A 16,459-nucleotide genomic window follows, 5' to 3' on the forward strand; every position below is an offset into this window, starting at 1 on the left:
GACTTCGATGAGCGCTGATTTCAAGAATCAAGTGGTTGTGGTTACCGGCGGATCGACCGGTATCGGCCTTTCTGCCGCCAGGTTGTTTCTCGCCGGTGGCGCGAAGGTGGTCTATGTGACAGGCCGAAATTCCGGCAATCTGGACAAGGCGGTCAAAACATTGGGAGACGGTGCGACCGGCGTGGTGGCTGATGTTGCCAAGCCGGCCGATCTCGAGGCCTTGAAGGCGCGTATAGAGGCCGATGGCCATAAACTTGACGTTCTGGTGGCCAATGCGGGCATTGCCGAAAACAATGATTTGGGCGCGACAGACGAAGCATTGTTTGACCGGATTTTCGATATCAATGTCAAAGGCGTGTACTATACGGTACAAACCCTGCTGCCGGTTTTGAAGGATGGCTCATCGATTGTTTTGACCGGCTCGATCGTCGGCAATAAGGGCATGCCGCGGCTCAGCGCTTACAATGCATCAAAGGCGGCCGTGCGCTCCTTTGCCCGCAGTTTTGCTAGTGATCTGAAGGCACGCGCTATCCGCGTGAATACGGTCAGCCCAGGCGTCACCCGCACACCGATCATGGAAAACGGGTTGAAGATGGATGAGGATGCCATCAACGGCTTTGCCGCCTATCTGAAAGAGGCAGCCCCCCTTGGCCGCATGGCGCATCCTGATGAGATTGCTGAAGCCATTCTGTTCCTCGCTTCTAGCAAGGCAAGCTACATCACCGGTGTTGAATTATCGGTGGACGGTGGATTGGCGCAGATCTGACGGGATATTACGGCGCACGTGATCCGGCCGTAATGGCCGGGTTTCGTCAGGGTCGGGCCAGCACGCCATTGGCATAGGCCGCCGCCGCAAGCGCCTTGTCGAACGTGGCCAGCTGCCCGTCCAGCCGCAGCGTCAGTTCCAGATAGGCCGCGTCATAGATCGTTAGGTTATGATGAGTGCTGATCCACATGATGTGGTCCCAGTTCGACACGCCAGTGCTCTGGATCGGCAGCGATTTTAGCGTCTGAAGCGCTTTTGCCATGCTGACAGGTCCAAGCCGGCCACGCTTTTCGCAGATGCGCAGGATATTGCGGATCTCGTAGTTCCAGATCGTCGGAGCGAAAGCGCCAAGAGAGAAAACTTGGGCAAGCCAGAAGCGGCCTTCCGGGCTTTCCTCGTCAGGAAGCAGCCAGGATGCGGAAACGGACGAGTCCACGATGAGAAGTGTCACCGATTGTGACCCTCATGGCGGTAATTCATCAGTTCTTCGAGCGTAATGCCTGTCATTGAGGCACGAAGCTCTGCCAGATCCCGCTGCAAGGCTTCGATATCGACAGGCTGCCTCGGTGCCGGCATAGCCTTCAGCTCGACAATGCTCTGTCCGCCTTCGGTCAGAACGATTCTTTCACCCGAACGCACGAGCGCGATCAACGCGTCGAAATTTTCCTTCGCTTCGGCAATCGTGACGTGACGCATGGCAGTGCTCCGTTTCGCCCGATTTGAGGATACACCTTTTGCCGGCGCCAGAAAACGGGTGTCGCGGTTGAGCCTTCACCACGTCAGATCCAGCCGTTCCAGCCCATGGAAATGGTAGACGTCCTTGACCACCGGCTTTTCCGCCAGCCGCAGGCCAGGAAGACGCTCAAACAGCAGCGGCAGCACGATGTTGAGTTCTAGCCGCGCCAGCGGCGCACCGATGCAGAAATGGATGCCGGCGCCGAAGGAGAGGTTGGTGCCCTGATTGCGCTGCGGCTGGAAGGATAGCGGATCTGCAAACTTGTTTGGATCCAGATTGGCGGCGGCGAGAATGAGGCTCACTTTGTCGCCGCGCTTCAGGGAAACGCTGTCCACCTCGACATCCTCTAAGGCCCAGCGCTGGAAGATGTGCACCGGCGCGCAGATGCGCAGGGTTTCCTCGACCGTTCGCTCGGTTGCCGCCGCGTCCTGGAACATGGCCTGCGGATCGAGCCCGCTTTCCAGGATGACCCGCACCGAATTGCCGATCTGGTGGACGGTCGCCTCATGCCCGGCATTCAGAAGCACGATCGTGGTGGAAACCAGCTCGTCCTCGGTCAGGAACTGGCCCTTGTGCTCGGTGTGGATCATGTGGCTGAGCAGATCGTCGCGCGGGTTGGTGCGGCGCTCGGCAATCACCGTCTTCACATAGTCGGCAAACTCTTTCGCAGATCGGTCGGCGGCCTCTTCGTCGGCGTAGCTACGCTTGAACATATACATGCCGACATAGTCATGGCTCCATTTCAGCAGCTGCGGCCCCATCTCTTCGGGAATGCCGATCATCCGGGCGATCATGGTGACCGGAATTATATCGGCAAAGGAGGAGAGAAGTTCTGTGCGGCCATCCTTCTCGAAGCGGTCGATCAGCTGGTTGGCAAGATGTTCAATCTCGCCGCTCATCTTGTCCACATGGCGGGAGACGAAAGCGCGGTTGACCAGCGTGCGCAGCCGCGTGTGTTCCGGCGGCTCGATTTCCAGCAGCGAATGGCGCTCGGCAAGGTCGAAATGGGTCGTATGGGCAGCAGGCTCCGGCAGGCCCAGTTCCTCGCGGCTGGCAATATGCAGGATCTGGCGGCCAAAGCGGCGATCGCGCAACAGAGCATTCACATGGTCATAGCCGCAGAAAAACCACTGCTTCTGTTCCTCCCAGTAGAAGGTCGGGCAGCTGGCATGCAGCGCGGCGTAGGCGCGGTTCGGATCGCCGTAAAAGCCCGGATGGCGGGCATCCAGCGAGACATGGCGGGTGGCGGGGTCGATGCGGAGGAAATCGGGCATATATGTCATGCACGATGCCTAGCGGATTTACCGCATGCGGGGAAGTCTGAGGACGAACTGAATACTATTGACGCAATCATAGATTGATTGCATCCTGAAATGCAGCTCGTTCAGAAGGGTCTTTCGAACATGAAACTGTCTTCGCGCGAATATAAGCTCATGCTGCACAAAGATAAATTCGCCGGTGACGCATCGATGCGCCAATCGGCGATCAGCCATTTTTGGCAGGATCTGGAAGATACGCTTGATAGTGTGGAATTTTCACTCTCCAAGAGGCCGAAACTGAGCGTATCGCGAAACCTGTTCTTTCTGGATACGAAGGATAGCCTGCTCTTCAAGCGGTTTGACATGATGTTGCGGCTCAGACGCAAGTGCGATTCGTCCGGGCCATGGAGTGCAACCTTGAAGTTTCGCCATGGCGACCGGCTTCTGGCCGATAACCATCGGTTTCGGCCACGCAAGGCTGTGTCTCAGGGGCCGGAGAGTGTCAGCTTCGAGGAAGACGTCAAGACCGGGACTGCTGCACAAAGTTCCAGTTTTTGGGCGCTGTTCAGCCGTTCCGCACGTGCGCGGATCGATGATCTTGATGGTCTTGTTGCCCTCGCCGATATCAAGCAGACCTATGCCCGCCTGCCGCAGGAATTGAATGACGATCTGGACAAGGACCTTGTTCGCGTCGGTGGTTTGTCGATTGTCGAGCAGGTCTTTGATGGCGGAAAGATCGATTTTGCCGGCGTTCAAGCGGAATGTGCCGTGATCCTATGGTACAGAAGCGGATCACTTGACACGCCGCTCGCAGCCGAGTTCAGCTTTCGCTTTGGGCTAGATGACACGAGCCGAAATTGCGCTGCCCTGGCCTGGCGACTGTTCCGGTCGGTCCAGCGGCTTGCCTGGGTTGATACGGACGGCCCGACCAAGACAGCTCTTGTCTACGGTGCGGGCAAGAGTGGATCACTCGCCGACGGCAACGCCTTCCCGGCGCGGATCGGCACTGCCGACAAGTCCGCCGGTGCCGATTTCGATGGCATGCAGGCCTGATGTCATCTCGGTGAGGTTTACCTCATAGCCGAGCGCCTTCAGCGGCTCGGCAAAATTCGCCGCGGTGGTGCCGGCTTCCAGGTCATATTTGCCAAATCGGTTGATGAGATGCGGCTGGGCTACGATCGCCTCTACCGGCATGCCCCAGTCGATATAGGCGATGAGCGCCTGTGCCACATAGCCGATGATCTGGCTGCCGCCGGGCGAGCCGATGGCCAGAACCGGCTTGCCATCCTTCATGACGATGGTCGGCGCCATGGATGAGCGCGGCCGCTTGCCCGGCTCGACGCGATTGGCGATCGGCACGCCCTTGTCATGCGTCTTGAAGGAAAAGTCGGTCAACTCGTTGTTGAGCAGGAAGCCGCCGGTCATCAGCCGCGCGCCAAAACCGTTCTCGATCGTCGTGGTCATCGAGACGACATTGCCTTGGGCGTCGACGATGACGAAATGGCTGGTGGAGGGCAGTTCGATGGAAGCATCCCGGCCAAACAGCAGCGCATGATCAAAGGCCGGCTCACCGGCTTTCACCTGGTCGACGGCCAAGGCCTTGTCACCATCCAGCAGCTTTGCGCGTTCTGCGAGATAATCCTTGGCAACCAGGCCCTTGATCGGGGCCGGCACGAAATCGGTATCGGCGAGATAGCGTTCGCGATCGGCAAAGGCCAGCCGCTGCGCATCGCCGATCAGCCGCCAACTCTCGACATTGTCAGGACCAAGGCTTTTGATGTCGAAATTCTCGAGCATGCTGAGCATCTGCCCGACGGAGACGGCACCGGAGGAGGGCGGCCCCATGCCGCAGACGTCGAGCGCCCGGTAGGTGATGCAGACCGGCTCACGCTCCTTGATGCGGTAATTGGCAAGATCGGCAAGCGACAAGACACCCGGATTGCCCTTAGCCTCGCGCACCGTCTTGACGATCCCCTCGGCGATCGGTCCGGTATAGAAGGCATTGGCGCCGCCTTGCGCAATCGCCTGCAAGGTCTGCGCATAGGCCGGGTTTTTCAGCACGGTGCCGGCGGCAAGCGGTGCGCCGTCGGGTGTGAAGAAATAGGATCGCGTGTCCTCATAGCGCTTCAGTTTATCACCTTCGCCGGCCACCAGTTTGGCAAGCCGCGGCGATATGGGAAAGCCCGCGCTTGCCAGCATTTCCGCCGGCGCAAACAGGTCAGCCCAGGCCAGTTTGCCATAGCGCTTGTGGACATCTTCCATGAGGCGCACGGTGCCGGGCGTTCCGACCGAACGGCCTCCGACCACCGCATCCATGAATTTCAGGGGCTGGCCCTTGTCATCGAGAAACAGTTTCGGTGTCGCCTCCATCGGTGCCGTTTCGCGCCCGTCGAATGTGGAAAGCTTTCCCGTTGCCGCGTCAAAATAGACGAGGAAACCGCCGCCGCCGAGGCCGGAGCTTTGTGGCTCGACAAGGCCGAGCACGGTCTGCACCACGACCAGCGCGTCGATGGCATTGCCGCCCTGCGCCAGAATCTTTCGTCCGGCCTCTGCCGCCAGCGGATTGGCGGCCGCCACCATGAAGCTGCTCGCCTCGACGCGCTTGGCCTTTGTGGTGGATGTCGCGCGTTCCGGGGCAATCGTATCTGATGTCTGCTGGGCAAAGCCTGCCGGTGCCGAGGAGAGAAGCGTCGAAAGAATGAGGATGACTGAAATCTTGCGCATAGACGCCTCCGTGACAATGCCACCGAATGTGACAAACGGTCGGGACAAGGGCAAGGCGAAATGCGGGAAATGCGATTAAGCCCGCCCGCCGGCTAGCGGGACCACTTGTCCGCGGGCCAGTGTCTCGGTGCCTTGCAGGCTGTCGGGCGCTGGCGAGCGATCCGAGCCGGCAATGATAGCAATATCGCTCTCTGCGCCGGAGGCCAGTGCAGCACGGTTGCGGCCGGCAGCCTTGGCGGCATATAGCGCGCGGTCGGCAATCAGCAGCATCTGGTCGAGATCGGCTTTGCTGACCGGAGAAACGGAAATCCCGGCGCTGACCGTCACGCAGATCGTCTGGTCAGTGCCTTGAACGGCGGTTTCCTGATGCTTCAGCGTCAGGCGGATGGCCTCGGTGATGCCGCTTGCTTCGGCCGCGCCGCTCACATGCATCAGGCAGGCGAATTCCTCGCCGCCCATGCGTCCGAATGTGCCGCGCTCGCCAAGGCATGCCTGGGCCACGCGGCAGAAGGCCACCAGAACCTTATCCCCCATGGAATGACCGTAACGGTCATTGATCTGCTTGAAATGGTCGAGATCGAAGATGACCAGCGCCATTAGCGGCTTGGCCGGTGGCGCACGTCGGCACATGTCGTTGAAGCGGTCGAGCAGGCCGCGACGATTGAGCGCACCGGTCAGCGGGTCGCTGATGGCGAGTTTGTGAAGCCTCTGCTCAGCGCGCGCCATCAAGAGGCGCGCCCCCAGGAGAATGCCCGCCACCAGGCAGAAAATATTGGAAACCGCAAAGGTCGTGACATTGGGCATCTGCGCAAAGCCGTCGGGTCGAAAACGGTAGGCATCAAAGGCCATCTTGATCATCGAACCCGCCTGTATCCAAACCACGCCGGCAAAGGACAGCCTTGCCAGCCGCGAATCCGGCCCTCCCTTGAGGACGTAGTAGGCGAGCATCAGATAGGCCAGCGACGCACAGAGCTGAAATGTCACCGTGCGCGCCCAGAAATGCGCCATGATCGAGGGGACACACAGCATGGCGAGCCAAAGGGCCAGAGGGATGGCAAGCCAGATATGCGGCCGCTTTCCGTCATAGGCGAGAATGCCGATCGACCAGCAGACGATGCCGAAAAGCACAAGCCCGTTTCCCACGACGATCGAAATCGAATCGGGAATGACGCCGCGCAGGCCCACCAGCGCAATCCCCAGGCCATGCATGCCAAAGCCAAGCCCCCAGAGGCCCGTTACCGTCTGGCTGCGGTCGTGCAGCCACGCGGCCACCATCAGCACGGCAAGGGTCGTGCCCTCCGTTGCCCATAGGAGCATGGCTGTGCTGATATCCAACTGATCTCTCCGCCGCGGTTCTGCGATGTGACACATCCTCGGGCACAGAGTTTAAAAGGGTGTTGCAAAGCGAAGGCAATTGCTAACGATATTGCCCGTGCATTGATGAAAACCACAGGCAGTTAAGGATATCGGCGCGTCCGTCTTGAAGTACCGTGCTCCAACACTCTATGTAGGAGAAAGACCGATCAAGACGATTCCTGGGGCGGAAACGCCGTCGGGCGCCCGATGAAACAAAGGAACACCATGAGAAATCCCGTTGATACCGCTATGGCCCTGGTGCCGATGGTCGTCGAACAGACCAACCGCGGCGAGCGCTCCTACGATATCTATTCGCGCCTTCTCAAAGAGCGGATCATCTTTCTGACGGGTCCCGTCGAAGACCACATGGCCTCGCTCGTCTGCGCGCAGCTGCTGTTCCTCGAAGCGGAAAACCCGAAGAAGGAAATCGCGCTCTACATCAATTCGCCGGGCGGCGTCGTGACGGCCGGCATGTCGATCTATGATACGATGCAGTTCATCCGGCCTGCGGTTTCGACGCTGTGCATCGGGCAGGCGGCATCCATGGGGTCGCTGCTGCTGGCGGCTGGCGAAAAGGGCATGCGTTTTGCCATGCCGAATTCGCGCATCATGGTTCACCAGCCGTCGGGCGGCTTTTCCGGCCAGGCTTCGGATATCGAGCGTCATGCGCGCGACATTCTGAAGATGAAGAAGCGCCTGAACGAAGTTTACGTCAAGCACACCGGCCGCACCTATGATGAAGTGGAAAAGACGCTCGATCGTGACCACTTCATGGATTGCGACGAGGCGCTTGCCTGGGGTGTGGTGGACAAGGTTTTGACCACGCGCCAGGAACTCGAAGGCGCTCCCGCGAATTGACATTTGCGGCGTCCCGGACAGCCTCACCCCGTTGTGACCGAAAACAGGGGTTTAATCTGCCGGGGAAAGCGCTATGAGTAACTATTAATGCTGTGTTGAATCTTATGACATAGCATTCGGTCTGGACGGGGTTTCGTTGCCACCGGACCGGGGACATCTGGTTCCCATCCGGTAGAGTACCCCAGGGACAAGGCGGATATGGCCTCCTGTGGAGGTGTGTCGGCCAGCAAGAGAAGTGTCCGCGCCTGTTTGACGGGCGAGCGGTGTGCTGGAAGGGAAGTGACATGAGCAAAGTCAGCGGCAGCAACGGCGGCGACTCCAAGAATACGTTGTATTGTTCGTTCTGCGGTAAGAGCCAGCACGAAGTCCGCAAGCTGATTGCCGGACCGACCGTGTTCATCTGCGATGAATGCGTCGAACTGTGCATGGACATCATCCGCGAGGAGAACAAGACCTCGATGGTGAAGTCGCGTGACGGCGTGCCCACGCCGCAGGACATCATCAAGGTCCTCGACGAATACGTGATCGGCCAGCGACAGGCCAAGAAGATCCTGTCGGTCGCCGTCCACAACCATTACAAGCGCCTGGCGCATGCGTCGAAGAACGGCGAAGTCGAACTGGCGAAGTCGAACATCATGCTCGTCGGCCCGACCGGCTGCGGCAAGACCTATCTTGCCCAGACGCTGGCGCGTATCATCGACGTGCCCTTCACCATGGCGGATGCCACGACGCTGACCGAAGCCGGCTATGTCGGCGAGGACGTCGAGAACATCATCCTGAAGCTCTTGCAGTCGGCCGATTACAATGTCGAGCGGGCGCAGCGCGGCATCGTCTATATCGACGAAGTCGACAAGATCTCCCGCAAGTCGGACAATCCGTCGATCACGCGTGACGTGTCGGGCGAGGGCGTCCAGCAGGCGCTTCTGAAGATTATGGAAGGCACTGTCGCTTCGGTTCCGCCGCAGGGTGGCCGCAAGCATCCGCAGCAGGAATTCCTGCAGGTTGATACGACGAACATCCTGTTCATCTGCGGCGGCGCCTTTGCCGGCCTCGACAAGATCATCTCGGCCCGTGGTGAAAAGACCTCTATCGGCTTTGGTGCCACCGTCAAGGCTCCGGAAGATCGTCGCGTCGGCGAAGTCCTGCGCGAACTGGAGCCGGAAGATCTGGTGAAATTCGGTCTCATTCCGGAATTCATCGGTCGTCTGCCGGTGCTGGCCACGCTCGAAGACCTCGATGAGGACGCGCTGATCCAGATCCTGTCGGAGCCGAAGAATGCGCTTGTTAAGCAGTACCAGCGCCTGTTCGAGATGGAAGACGTGGAGCTGAACTTCCACGAGGACGCCCTGCGCGAGATTGCTAAGCGTGCGATCGTGCGCAAGACCGGCGCCCGTGGCCTTCGTTCGATCATGGAAAAGATCCTGCTCGATACGATGTTCGAACTGCCGATGCTGGAAGGCGTGCGGGAAGTTGTCATCTCCGAGGAGGTCGTGCGTGGTACGGCCCGTCCGCTTTACATCTATGCCGATCGGCAGGATGAAAAGGCCAATGTTTCGGCCTGATTGACAGCGAGAACACGGCGAGGGGCCCCAGAGGCCCCTCAGCCATTTCAGGCCTGCTGTACATCCATGGTCGGCAAGGCTGATGGTTGATCCGGCAAGCGGGATCCTGCTGACCAGGATACTTCAGTGCCTGTCGTAAATCGGCACGTGGCAAGCCCAGGCGAGGCGAGACGCAAAGACAGTCACGCGTAAGCATTCCGGCGTAGATTTTTCAAGTTGTCGCTCCGGCCCTGTCGTCTGGTTTTTGCAAGGCTTGAAAACACCATTCAAAACCTCCACTTTGGGGAGGAAAGAAATGTCCGGATTTCGATCCGGACCGGTTCCCGGAAACGGGACGAGTGAAAGGAAATGACATGACGAATACAGCGTCTGCAGCACAGGGCGGCGATATTTATCCGGTCCTGCCTTTGCGCGACATTGTGGTCTTCCCCCACATGATCGTACCTTTGTTCGTCGGGCGCGAAAAATCCATTCGCGCACTGGAAGAGGTTATGGGGTCCGATAAGCAGATCATGCTGGTGACCCAGATCAATGCCGGCGACGATGATCCGGCGCCGTCCGCGATCCACAAGGTCGGCACGGTGGCCAATGTCCTGCAACTCCTGAAATTGCCCGATGGTACCGTCAAGGTGCTCGTTGAGGGGCGTGCCCGCGCCAAGATCGATACCTATACGGCCCGTGAGGACTATTACGAAGCCACCGCTTCGGTCCTGTCTGAGCCGGCAGAAGATGCGGTCGAGGTCGAGGCACTGTCGCGCTCGGTGGTGTCCGAGTTCGAAAACTACGTCAAGCTCAACAAGAAGATCTCGCCGGAAGTGGTTGGCGCGGCAAGCCAGATCGAGGATTATTCGAAGCTCGCCGATACGGTTGCCTCGCATCTCTCCATCAAGATTACCGAAAAGCAGGAAATGCTGGAAACGGTGAGTGTGAAACTGCGCCTGGAAAAGGCGCTCGGTTTCATGGAAGGCGAGATTTCTGTTCTTCAGGTGGAAAAGCGCATCCGCTCGCGCGTTAAGCGCCAGATGGAAAAGACCCAGCGCGAATATTACCTGAACGAGCAGATGAAGGCGATCCAGAAGGAGCTTGGCGACGGCGAAGACGGCCGCGACGAGATGGCCGAGCTGGAAGACCGCATCTCCAAGACCAAGCTGTCGAAGGAAGCCCGCGAAAAGGCCGATGCCGAGCTGAAGAAGCTGAAGCAGATGAGCCCTATGTCGGCGGAAGCGACCGTCGTTCGCAACTATCTCGATTGGCTGCTGACCATTCCGTGGTCGAAAAAGTCGAAGATCAAGACTGACCTGCACCATGCGGAAAAGGTCCTGGAACTCGATCATTTCGGTCTCGACAAGGTCAAGGAACGCATCGTCGAATATCTCGCGGTGCAGGCGCGTGCCACCAAGATCAAGGGGCCGATCCTGTGCCTCGTCGGTCCTCCGGGCGTCGGCAAGACCTCTCTTGCCCAGTCGATCGCCAAGGCCACCGGCCGCGAATATGTGCGCATGGCGCTGGGCGGCGTGCGTGACGAGGCCGAAATCCGGGGTCACCGCCGCACCTATATCGGCTCGATGCCCGGCAAGGTCGTCCAGTCGATGAAGAAGGCCAAGAAGTCCAACCCGCTCTTCCTGCTCGATGAAATCGACAAGATGGGCCAGGATTTCCGCGGCGATCCGTCTTCGGCTCTGCTGGAAGTGCTCGATCCGGCGCAGAACGCCACGTTCATGGACCACTATCTCGAGGTCGAATACGATCTGTCGGACGTGATGTTCATCACAACGGCCAACACGCTGAACATTCCGGCGCCGCTGATGGACCGCATGGAAATCATCCGCATCGCCGGTTACACGGAAGATGAGAAGCGCGAGATTGCCAAGCGTCATTTGCTGCCCAAGGCGATCCGCGATCATGCGCTCAAGCCGGAGGAATTCTCGGTCACGGACGACGCGCTGATGGCCGTGATCCAGCAATATACCCGTGAAGCGGGCGTGCGTAATTTCGAGCGTGAACTTATGAAGCTCGCCCGCAAGGCGGTCACCGAGATCATCAAGGGCAAGTCAAAGTCGATCGAAGTGACGGCGGCCAATATCAGCGACTATCTGGGCGTTCCGCGCTTCCGCCACGGCGAAGCCGAGGGCGAGGACCAGGTGGGTGTTGTCACGGGTCTCGCCTGGACGGAAGTCGGCGGCGAGTTGCTCACCATTGAAGGCGTCATGATGCCGGGCAAGGGCCGCATGACGGTGACCGGCAACCTGAAGGAAGTCATGAAGGAATCGATTTCGGCAGCGGCATCCTATGTCCGCTCGCGCGCCGTCGATTTCGGCATTGAGCCGCCGCGCTTCGACAAGTCGGACATCCATGTGCACGTGCCAGAAGGTGCAACGCCCAAGGATGGTCCTTCTGCCGGTGTTGCCATGGCAACGGCAATCGTCTCGATCATGACCGGCATTCCGGTGGACAAGAACGTTGCCATGACGGGTGAAATTACCCTGCGCGGCCGTGTTCTGCCCATTGGCGGCCTGAAGGAAAAGTTGCTGGCAGCGCTTCGCGGCGGCATCAAGAAGGTGCTGATTCCGGAAGAAAACGCCAAGGATCTGGCGGAGATTCCGGACAATGTGAAGAACAACATGGAGATCATTCCCGTGTCGCGCATGGGTGAAGTGATCCGCCATGCGCTGATCCGCGAGCCGCAGCCCATCGAATGGGATGGCACAGTGGAGACGCCGGTGATTGCCACGGTGGATGGCGTTGATGATTCGGGCGCCACTTTGGCGCACTGATGGGCGTCTGCCCTGTGTGAAAATGGCACGTAAACTGAAAAAAGGCCGGCTTAACCCCGGCCTTTTTTGTGAAAACTCCCTAACACCCCTTGTTTTTCAAGCGTTCGCGGAGCTTTTGGGTTTCCGAAGGTGGCGACCAAATCAGCGCCGCCGACAGATCCATGATGTGAAACCATTGAAAGGGGTGGAAACATGAACAAGAACGAGTTGGTGTCCGCCGTCGCCGAAAAGGCCGGTCTCTCCAAGGCTGACGCAGCTTCTGCCGTCGATGCCGTGTTCGAAACCGTACAGGGCGAATTGAAGAACGGTGGCGACATCCGTCTCGCCGGCTTCGGTAGCTTCTCCGTCTCCCGCCGCGAAGCCTCGAAGGGCCGCAATCCCTCGACCGGCGCTGAAGTCGACATCCCGGCTCGCAACGTTCCCAAGTTCTCGGCCGGCAAGGGCCTGAAGGACGCTGTCAACAGCTGAGCCGCATGATGCAGCCGGCGCGAAGACGCGCAGGCCGCTCACGGTTTTCAAACAACGGAAGGCCCGGCCAATGCGCCGGGCCTTTGTCGTTTCAAGCTTGCCATTCTGGGAACCATTGCCTATTGCTTGACCTGCCGGTTGTCCGGCAACGTTCTCGGGGCGGGGTGAAATTCCCCACCGGCGGTGGGAGACCAGCAATGGTCTTGAGCCCGCGAGCGCCCAGACCGGTTTTGCCGGTGTGGGGTCAGCAGATCCGGTCGAAGTCCGGAGCCGACGGTTCATACCAAATCTCGATGATAGAAACCTATTGCGCCGGAGCGATTTTGCGCTTCGGCTAGGAGAAAACCGCAGTCGGACCTCTCGGTCCGGCGAGGATTTTCGACAACGTCCGGAGGGCAAAATCGCCCGGTCCTTCGGATGGGCCGGATTTCGTTCACCGGCCACGTCGCAATCCTCGACCGATGCCAAAGCATCGCTCTCCGGTATGCTCCCTTGCCGGATGAACGTTTCCGGTCCCACGCAATGGGTTCCTATCATCGAGACTTGGTATACAGTCCGGATGATAGAGAGCAGGGAAGGGGCGGGCCGTAAGGTGTGCGCCTGCGTCTTGTCGCATCTGCGGAAGGCGCCGCATGGCCCTATGGCTTGCATTCCTTGTCGTCCTTTTGCGTTTGGAAAACACAAAAGGAATGGCATGCACAGTCTGAAATCCACCTCGCTGCTTCGCTCTCGCGCCGTCCTTGGCGCTGTCTATATGGTTCTGGCCGGGGTCGCCTTTGCCGCGCTCAATGTGGTCACCCAATGGGTGGCAATGACACTTGCCTTTCCGGCAGCCTCCACCGCCTTCTGGCAATATGGCTTTGCGCTCGTTCTGTCGCTGCCGCTTCTCTACCGTCTTGGCGTCAAGGCCATGCGCACGCGCTTTCCCGGCCGGCATCTCATGCGGGTTCTGTTGGCAGCGCTCGGCGTTCAGGCCTGGGTGACGGGGCTTGCCAGCGTGCCGATCTGGCAGGCGATTGCGCTTGTCATGACCTCGCCCTTCTTCGTCATCATCGGCGCCCGCCTGTTTCTCGGAGAAACCGTCGGCCTGCATCGTTGGCTGGCGACGCTCACCGGCTTTGTCGGCGCCATGATCATTCTGCAGCCCTGGGCGGATGGCTTTTCCCCTGCCGCTCTCCTGCCCATTCTGTCGGCGCTGCTCTGGGGTGGCTCGTCACTGATCATGAAAAACCTGACGCAGTATGAGCGCCCCGAGACCGTGACCGTCTGGCTGCTGGTGCTGTTGACGCCGATCAATGCCGGTCTGGCGCTTGGCGCCGGCTTTGCGGTGCCGCATGGCGCAGCGCTTGGCCTGCTGCTGGCTGCCGGGCTCCTGACGGCCATCGGCCAATATCTGCTGACGCTGGCCTATAACGCCGCTGACGCAGCCTATGTGCAGCCCTTTGACGATCTGAAGCTGCCGCTCAATGTGCTGGCCGGCTGGCTGGTGTTTGGCTATGCGCCAAGCGGCACGCTCTGGGTCGGCGCGCTGCTCATCCTCGGCGCCTCACTGTCGCTGATGCTGAAGGAAGCGCGCAGCGAACAGCCTGCCGGCTGAGCGCGGCTGGGTGGGGGCATCCGTGTGTATCTTGCCCATAACGGACGAAGGCCCCGCAGCGCTGTACTGCGGGGCCTTCTGCAGGGTCCTGATGGTTGCTGGAAGGTGTCAGGCGGCGCGACTGTAGCTGGTTCTGCCGCTGGCCAGCTTGAAGCGGGTGGTAAGGCTCAGCAGGTTGGCCGTCTCCTCGGCAAGCCGTGTGGTGCTGGCGGCGGCCTCTTCCACCATGGCGGCGTTCTGCTGCGTCACCTGGTCCATCTGGTTGACGGCAGAACTGACCTCGTTCAGCCCCGTCGATTGCTCGCGGGCGGCTGTGGCGATGGAGTTCACCTGGCTTGCAATGCCGATGACCTGCTGCTCGATCATCCTGAGTGCCTCGCCGGTCGAGTTGACCAGCGTCACGCCGCTTTCCACTTCCTGGGTCGAACGGCTGATCAGGCGCTTGATGTCCTTGGCAGCCGTTGCAGAGCGCTGCGCCAGTTCACGCACTTCCTGGGCAACCACGGCAAAGCCCTTGCCGGCTTCACCGGCACGCGCTGCCTCGACACCGGCATTCAGCGCCAGAAGATTGGTCTGGAAGGCGATCTCATCGATGACATTGATGATCTGGCTGATCTCACTTGAGGCCTGCTCGATGCGGTTCATCGCAGCTGTGGCATTCTCGACGACCGAGCCGGACTGCTCGGCGAACTTCTGGGCATCGCTGACCATGCGGCTGGATTCCTGCGCCCGATCCGTGGAGGTGCGCACGGCTGCGGTGATTTCTTCCAGCGCCGAGGAGGTTTCCTCCAGGGACGCGGCCTGCGTCTCCGTGCGGCGTGACAGGTCCTGCGAGGCCTTGCGCAGTTCGGCGGCACCGCCATTAATGGCGTCAGCCGATTGCACCACCTGCTGCATCACCTGGCTCAGATTGGCCATGGTCGCATTGACGTTCTTCTGGAGATCGGCAAAGGCCCCGTGGAAATTGCCCTGCATGGATTGGCTGAGATCGCCGCTGGCCAGCGCCGAAACGACCCGCTGTGTCTCGGCAATGCCCGAATCGACTGATGCGACCAGCGTGTTGACATTGTCGGCAAAGGCATCCAGTTCCGGCCGCTCATAGCGCTTGGTGATGCGCTTCGAAAAATTGCCGGCCACCGCTGCCGCCACCACGGTTGCGATATTCGATTGCAGATCGGCATTCTTTTCCTGCAAAGCCGCTTCCTGGGCGGCCAGATCCCGCACCCGCATCCCGTTCAACTTGAAGACCTCGACGGCCTTCGCCATCCGGCCGATCTCGTTTCTGTCGTCGAGCCCCGGAATGGTCACTGAAAAGTCCTGCTCGGCAAGGCGTACCATGGCCGCGGTCATCGCCTTGATCGGCGTGACAATGCCGCCGGCAATCTTGTAGGCAAGCGCGGCAGCGATCAGAATGGAGAGACCGGCCAGGATTTCCGCCATCAGAACGGCGTTTTCCATACCGTCCTGGATTTCCGGCCCCAACCGGTCCTGTACCGTCTTTGTCTTCAATTTCAAGGCCTCGGCATCTTGCGCAAGCTTCGGTCCGACGATGTCCATCGTGTCGCGGATCGCCGTATTGCGCGTCTGGACGGCCTTTTTGACGGCTGCAATGCCCTGTCCATAGAGGGTCAGATTGGTCTCGAGCGTCGCCAACATGGCAAGCCGGCCCGGATCACTCATCTTTGCGCGCAGGACGCCCAACTGCTTCTGCGTCTCGCCATGCGCCGAAACCGCGCCTTGCAGGCTCGCGTCATCATTGCTTATGAGGAATTTGGATACGGCAAGCCTTGTGCCGTAAAGGTCGGCCTCCAGGATCTTGGCCTGGAAGGCGCCCTCCATATTGCCGCCCTTTTCCAGTGCCGCGACGAGGTCGCTTATCTCGGCTTGCATTGTGGGACCGAATGCATCCAGCGTGCCGGCAACTGCCTTGTTGCGCTCGTCCTGCGCAGCCATCACCGTCTTGAAGGCGGCGCCATAACTGTCGATCAGCGCAAGAAAGTTGGCCGCGGATGCCTTGGTGGCGGCATCGTCGACTATAGCGACCAGCCCTTCGGTAATGCCCTTGGTGGTGGACAGACGCTCGAACACCTCGTCGCTAGCCTCCTTTGTCTGGTTCTGGCGATATTTCAGGAAGGCGATGCGCGCTTCCAGAAAATTGGCCTGCACGCGGCCGACTTCGTTGGTGATGCGCGCCACGGATCGGTAATCGGTAAAATCGCGTTCGCCCTCCGTGCCATTCCAGACGGAAAAGCCGGCAAGCGCTGCAAGAATGGTGATGACTGTGCCAAATCCGGTATAGATCTTGGCGCCGATGGAAAGAGTATTGAGCATGAACTGGCCCCCCAGGTTAATGCGTTGC

13 protein-coding genes and 1 riboswitch are annotated in these 16,459 nt (G+C 59.7%); of the genes, 7 read left to right on the forward strand and 6 right to left on the reverse strand.

The window, feature by feature from the left end:
* The first annotated feature begins 7 nt into the window (after window positions 1-7).
* Window positions 8-766 (forward strand): SDR family oxidoreductase, encoded by a 759-nt coding sequence (locus E8M77_RS23280; RefSeq protein WP_137132986.1) that lies wholly within the window; start codon window positions 8-10, stop codon window positions 764-766.
* 46 nt (window positions 767-812) lie between these two features.
* Here the strand turns inward: E8M77_RS23280 and E8M77_RS23285 are convergent, their stop codons facing one another.
* From E8M77_RS23285 to E8M77_RS23295, 3 genes are all read right to left on the reverse strand, one after another.
* Window positions 813-1,217, reverse strand: coding sequence for a type II toxin-antitoxin system VapC family toxin (locus E8M77_RS23285; RefSeq protein ID WP_137132987.1), 405 nt, complete (start codon window positions 1,215-1,217; stop codon window positions 813-815).
* A complete protein-coding gene (locus E8M77_RS23290) occupies window positions 1,214-1,462 on the reverse strand; it encodes a type II toxin-antitoxin system Phd/YefM family antitoxin (RefSeq protein WP_137132988.1) in 249 nt (82 codons plus the stop codon). The genes E8M77_RS23285 and E8M77_RS23290 overlap by 4 nt, the downstream gene beginning before the upstream one ends.
* 75 nt (window positions 1,463-1,537) lie before the next feature.
* Window positions 1,538-2,785, reverse strand: a complete 1,248-nt coding sequence (locus E8M77_RS23295) for a cytochrome P450 (RefSeq protein ID WP_137132989.1) — start codon at window positions 2,783-2,785, stop codon at window positions 1,538-1,540.
* Window positions 2,786-2,935: 150 nt separating this feature from the next.
* Here E8M77_RS23295 and E8M77_RS23300 point away from each other — a divergent pair, with 150 nt between their 5' ends.
* A complete protein-coding gene (locus E8M77_RS23300) occupies window positions 2,936-3,814 on the forward strand; it encodes a hypothetical protein (protein ID WP_137132990.1) in 879 nt (292 codons plus the stop codon).
* Here the strand turns inward: E8M77_RS23300 and ggt are convergent.
* Together ggt and E8M77_RS23310 are read right to left on the reverse strand one after the other, a co-directional pair.
* Window positions 3,728-5,485 (reverse strand): gamma-glutamyltransferase, encoded by a 1,758-nt coding sequence (ggt, locus tag E8M77_RS23305; protein WP_137132991.1) that lies wholly within the window; start codon window positions 5,483-5,485, stop codon window positions 3,728-3,730. The genes E8M77_RS23300 and ggt overlap by 87 nt on opposite strands.
* Window positions 5,486-5,560: 75 nt before the next feature.
* A complete protein-coding gene (locus E8M77_RS23310; RefSeq protein ID WP_170975977.1) occupies window positions 5,561-6,820 on the reverse strand; it encodes a GGDEF domain-containing protein in 1,260 nt (419 codons plus the stop codon).
* A gap of 246 nt (window positions 6,821-7,066) precedes the next feature.
* Between E8M77_RS23310 and clpP the strand changes: the two genes are divergently transcribed.
* From clpP to E8M77_RS23335, 5 genes are all read left to right on the forward strand, one after another.
* Window positions 7,067-7,699, forward strand: coding sequence for an ATP-dependent Clp endopeptidase proteolytic subunit ClpP (gene clpP, locus E8M77_RS23315; protein WP_137132993.1), 633 nt, complete (start codon window positions 7,067-7,069; stop codon window positions 7,697-7,699).
* Between the two features lie 284 nt (window positions 7,700-7,983).
* The gene (clpX, locus tag E8M77_RS23320; protein ID WP_137132994.1) at window positions 7,984-9,261 is read left to right on the forward strand and encodes an ATP-dependent Clp protease ATP-binding subunit ClpX; all 1,278 of its coding nucleotides are present in this window, start codon (window positions 7,984-7,986) and stop codon (window positions 9,259-9,261) included.
* Window positions 9,262-9,614: 353 nt separating this feature from the next.
* Complete coding sequence (lon, locus tag E8M77_RS23325; RefSeq protein ID WP_137132995.1) at window positions 9,615-12,035, forward strand: endopeptidase La; 2,421 nt, start codon at window positions 9,615-9,617, stop codon at window positions 12,033-12,035.
* Window positions 12,036-12,227: 192 nt separating this feature from the next.
* Window positions 12,228-12,503, forward strand: a complete 276-nt coding sequence (gene hupB, locus E8M77_RS23330; protein ID WP_137132996.1) for a DNA-binding protein HupB — start codon at window positions 12,228-12,230, stop codon at window positions 12,501-12,503.
* Between the two features lie 146 nt (window positions 12,504-12,649).
* Window positions 12,650-12,811: riboswitch (FMN riboswitch) on the forward strand.
* 386 nt (window positions 12,812-13,197) lie between these two features.
* On the forward strand, window positions 13,198-14,100 hold the full coding sequence (locus E8M77_RS23335; protein ID WP_137132997.1) for a DMT family transporter: 903 nt from the start codon (window positions 13,198-13,200) through the stop codon (window positions 14,098-14,100).
* A 108-nt stretch (window positions 14,101-14,208) separates the two neighbouring features.
* Here E8M77_RS23335 and E8M77_RS23340 read toward each other — a convergent pair whose 3' ends face one another.
* A complete protein-coding gene (locus tag E8M77_RS23340; RefSeq protein ID WP_137132998.1) occupies window positions 14,209-16,431 on the reverse strand; it encodes a methyl-accepting chemotaxis protein in 2,223 nt (740 codons plus the stop codon).
* Between the last annotated feature and the right edge of the window lie 28 nt (window positions 16,432-16,459).

This window comes from Rhizobium sp. FY34, from assembly GCF_005222845.1.
Lineage (GTDB): Bacteria > Pseudomonadota > Alphaproteobacteria > Rhizobiales > Rhizobiaceae > Neorhizobium.

Bases quoted from the DNA above. Each gene is read 5' to 3' on its own strand.
- E8M77_RS23335 (WP_137132997.1), top strand. From the start codon at position 13,198: ATGCACAGTCTGAAATCCACCTCGCTGCTTCGCTCTCGCGCCGTCCTT.
- ggt (WP_137132991.1), bottom strand. From the start codon at position 5,485: ATGCGCAAGATTTCAGTCATCCTCATTCTTTCGACGCTTCTCTCCTCG.
- clpX (WP_137132994.1), top strand. From the start codon at position 7,984: ATGAGCAAAGTCAGCGGCAGCAACGGCGGCGACTCCAAGAATACGTTG.
- E8M77_RS23300 (WP_137132990.1), top strand. From the start codon at position 2,936: ATGCTGCACAAAGATAAATTCGCCGGTGACGCATCGATGCGCCAATCG.
- E8M77_RS23280 (WP_137132986.1), top strand. From the start codon at position 8: ATGAGCGCTGATTTCAAGAATCAAGTGGTTGTGGTTACCGGCGGATCG.
- clpP (WP_137132993.1), top strand. From the start codon at position 7,067: ATGAGAAATCCCGTTGATACCGCTATGGCCCTGGTGCCGATGGTCGTC.
- hupB (WP_137132996.1), top strand. From the start codon at position 12,228: ATGAACAAGAACGAGTTGGTGTCCGCCGTCGCCGAAAAGGCCGGTCTC.
- E8M77_RS23340 (WP_137132998.1), bottom strand. From the start codon at position 16,431: ATGCTCAATACTCTTTCCATCGGCGCCAAGATCTATACCGGATTTGGC.
- E8M77_RS23290 (WP_137132988.1), bottom strand. From the start codon at position 1,462: ATGCGTCACGTCACGATTGCCGAAGCGAAGGAAAATTTCGACGCGTTG.
- lon (WP_137132995.1), top strand. From the start codon at position 9,615: ATGACGAATACAGCGTCTGCAGCACAGGGCGGCGATATTTATCCGGTC.
- E8M77_RS23295 (WP_137132989.1), bottom strand. From the start codon at position 2,785: ATGACATATATGCCCGATTTCCTCCGCATCGACCCCGCCACCCGCCAT.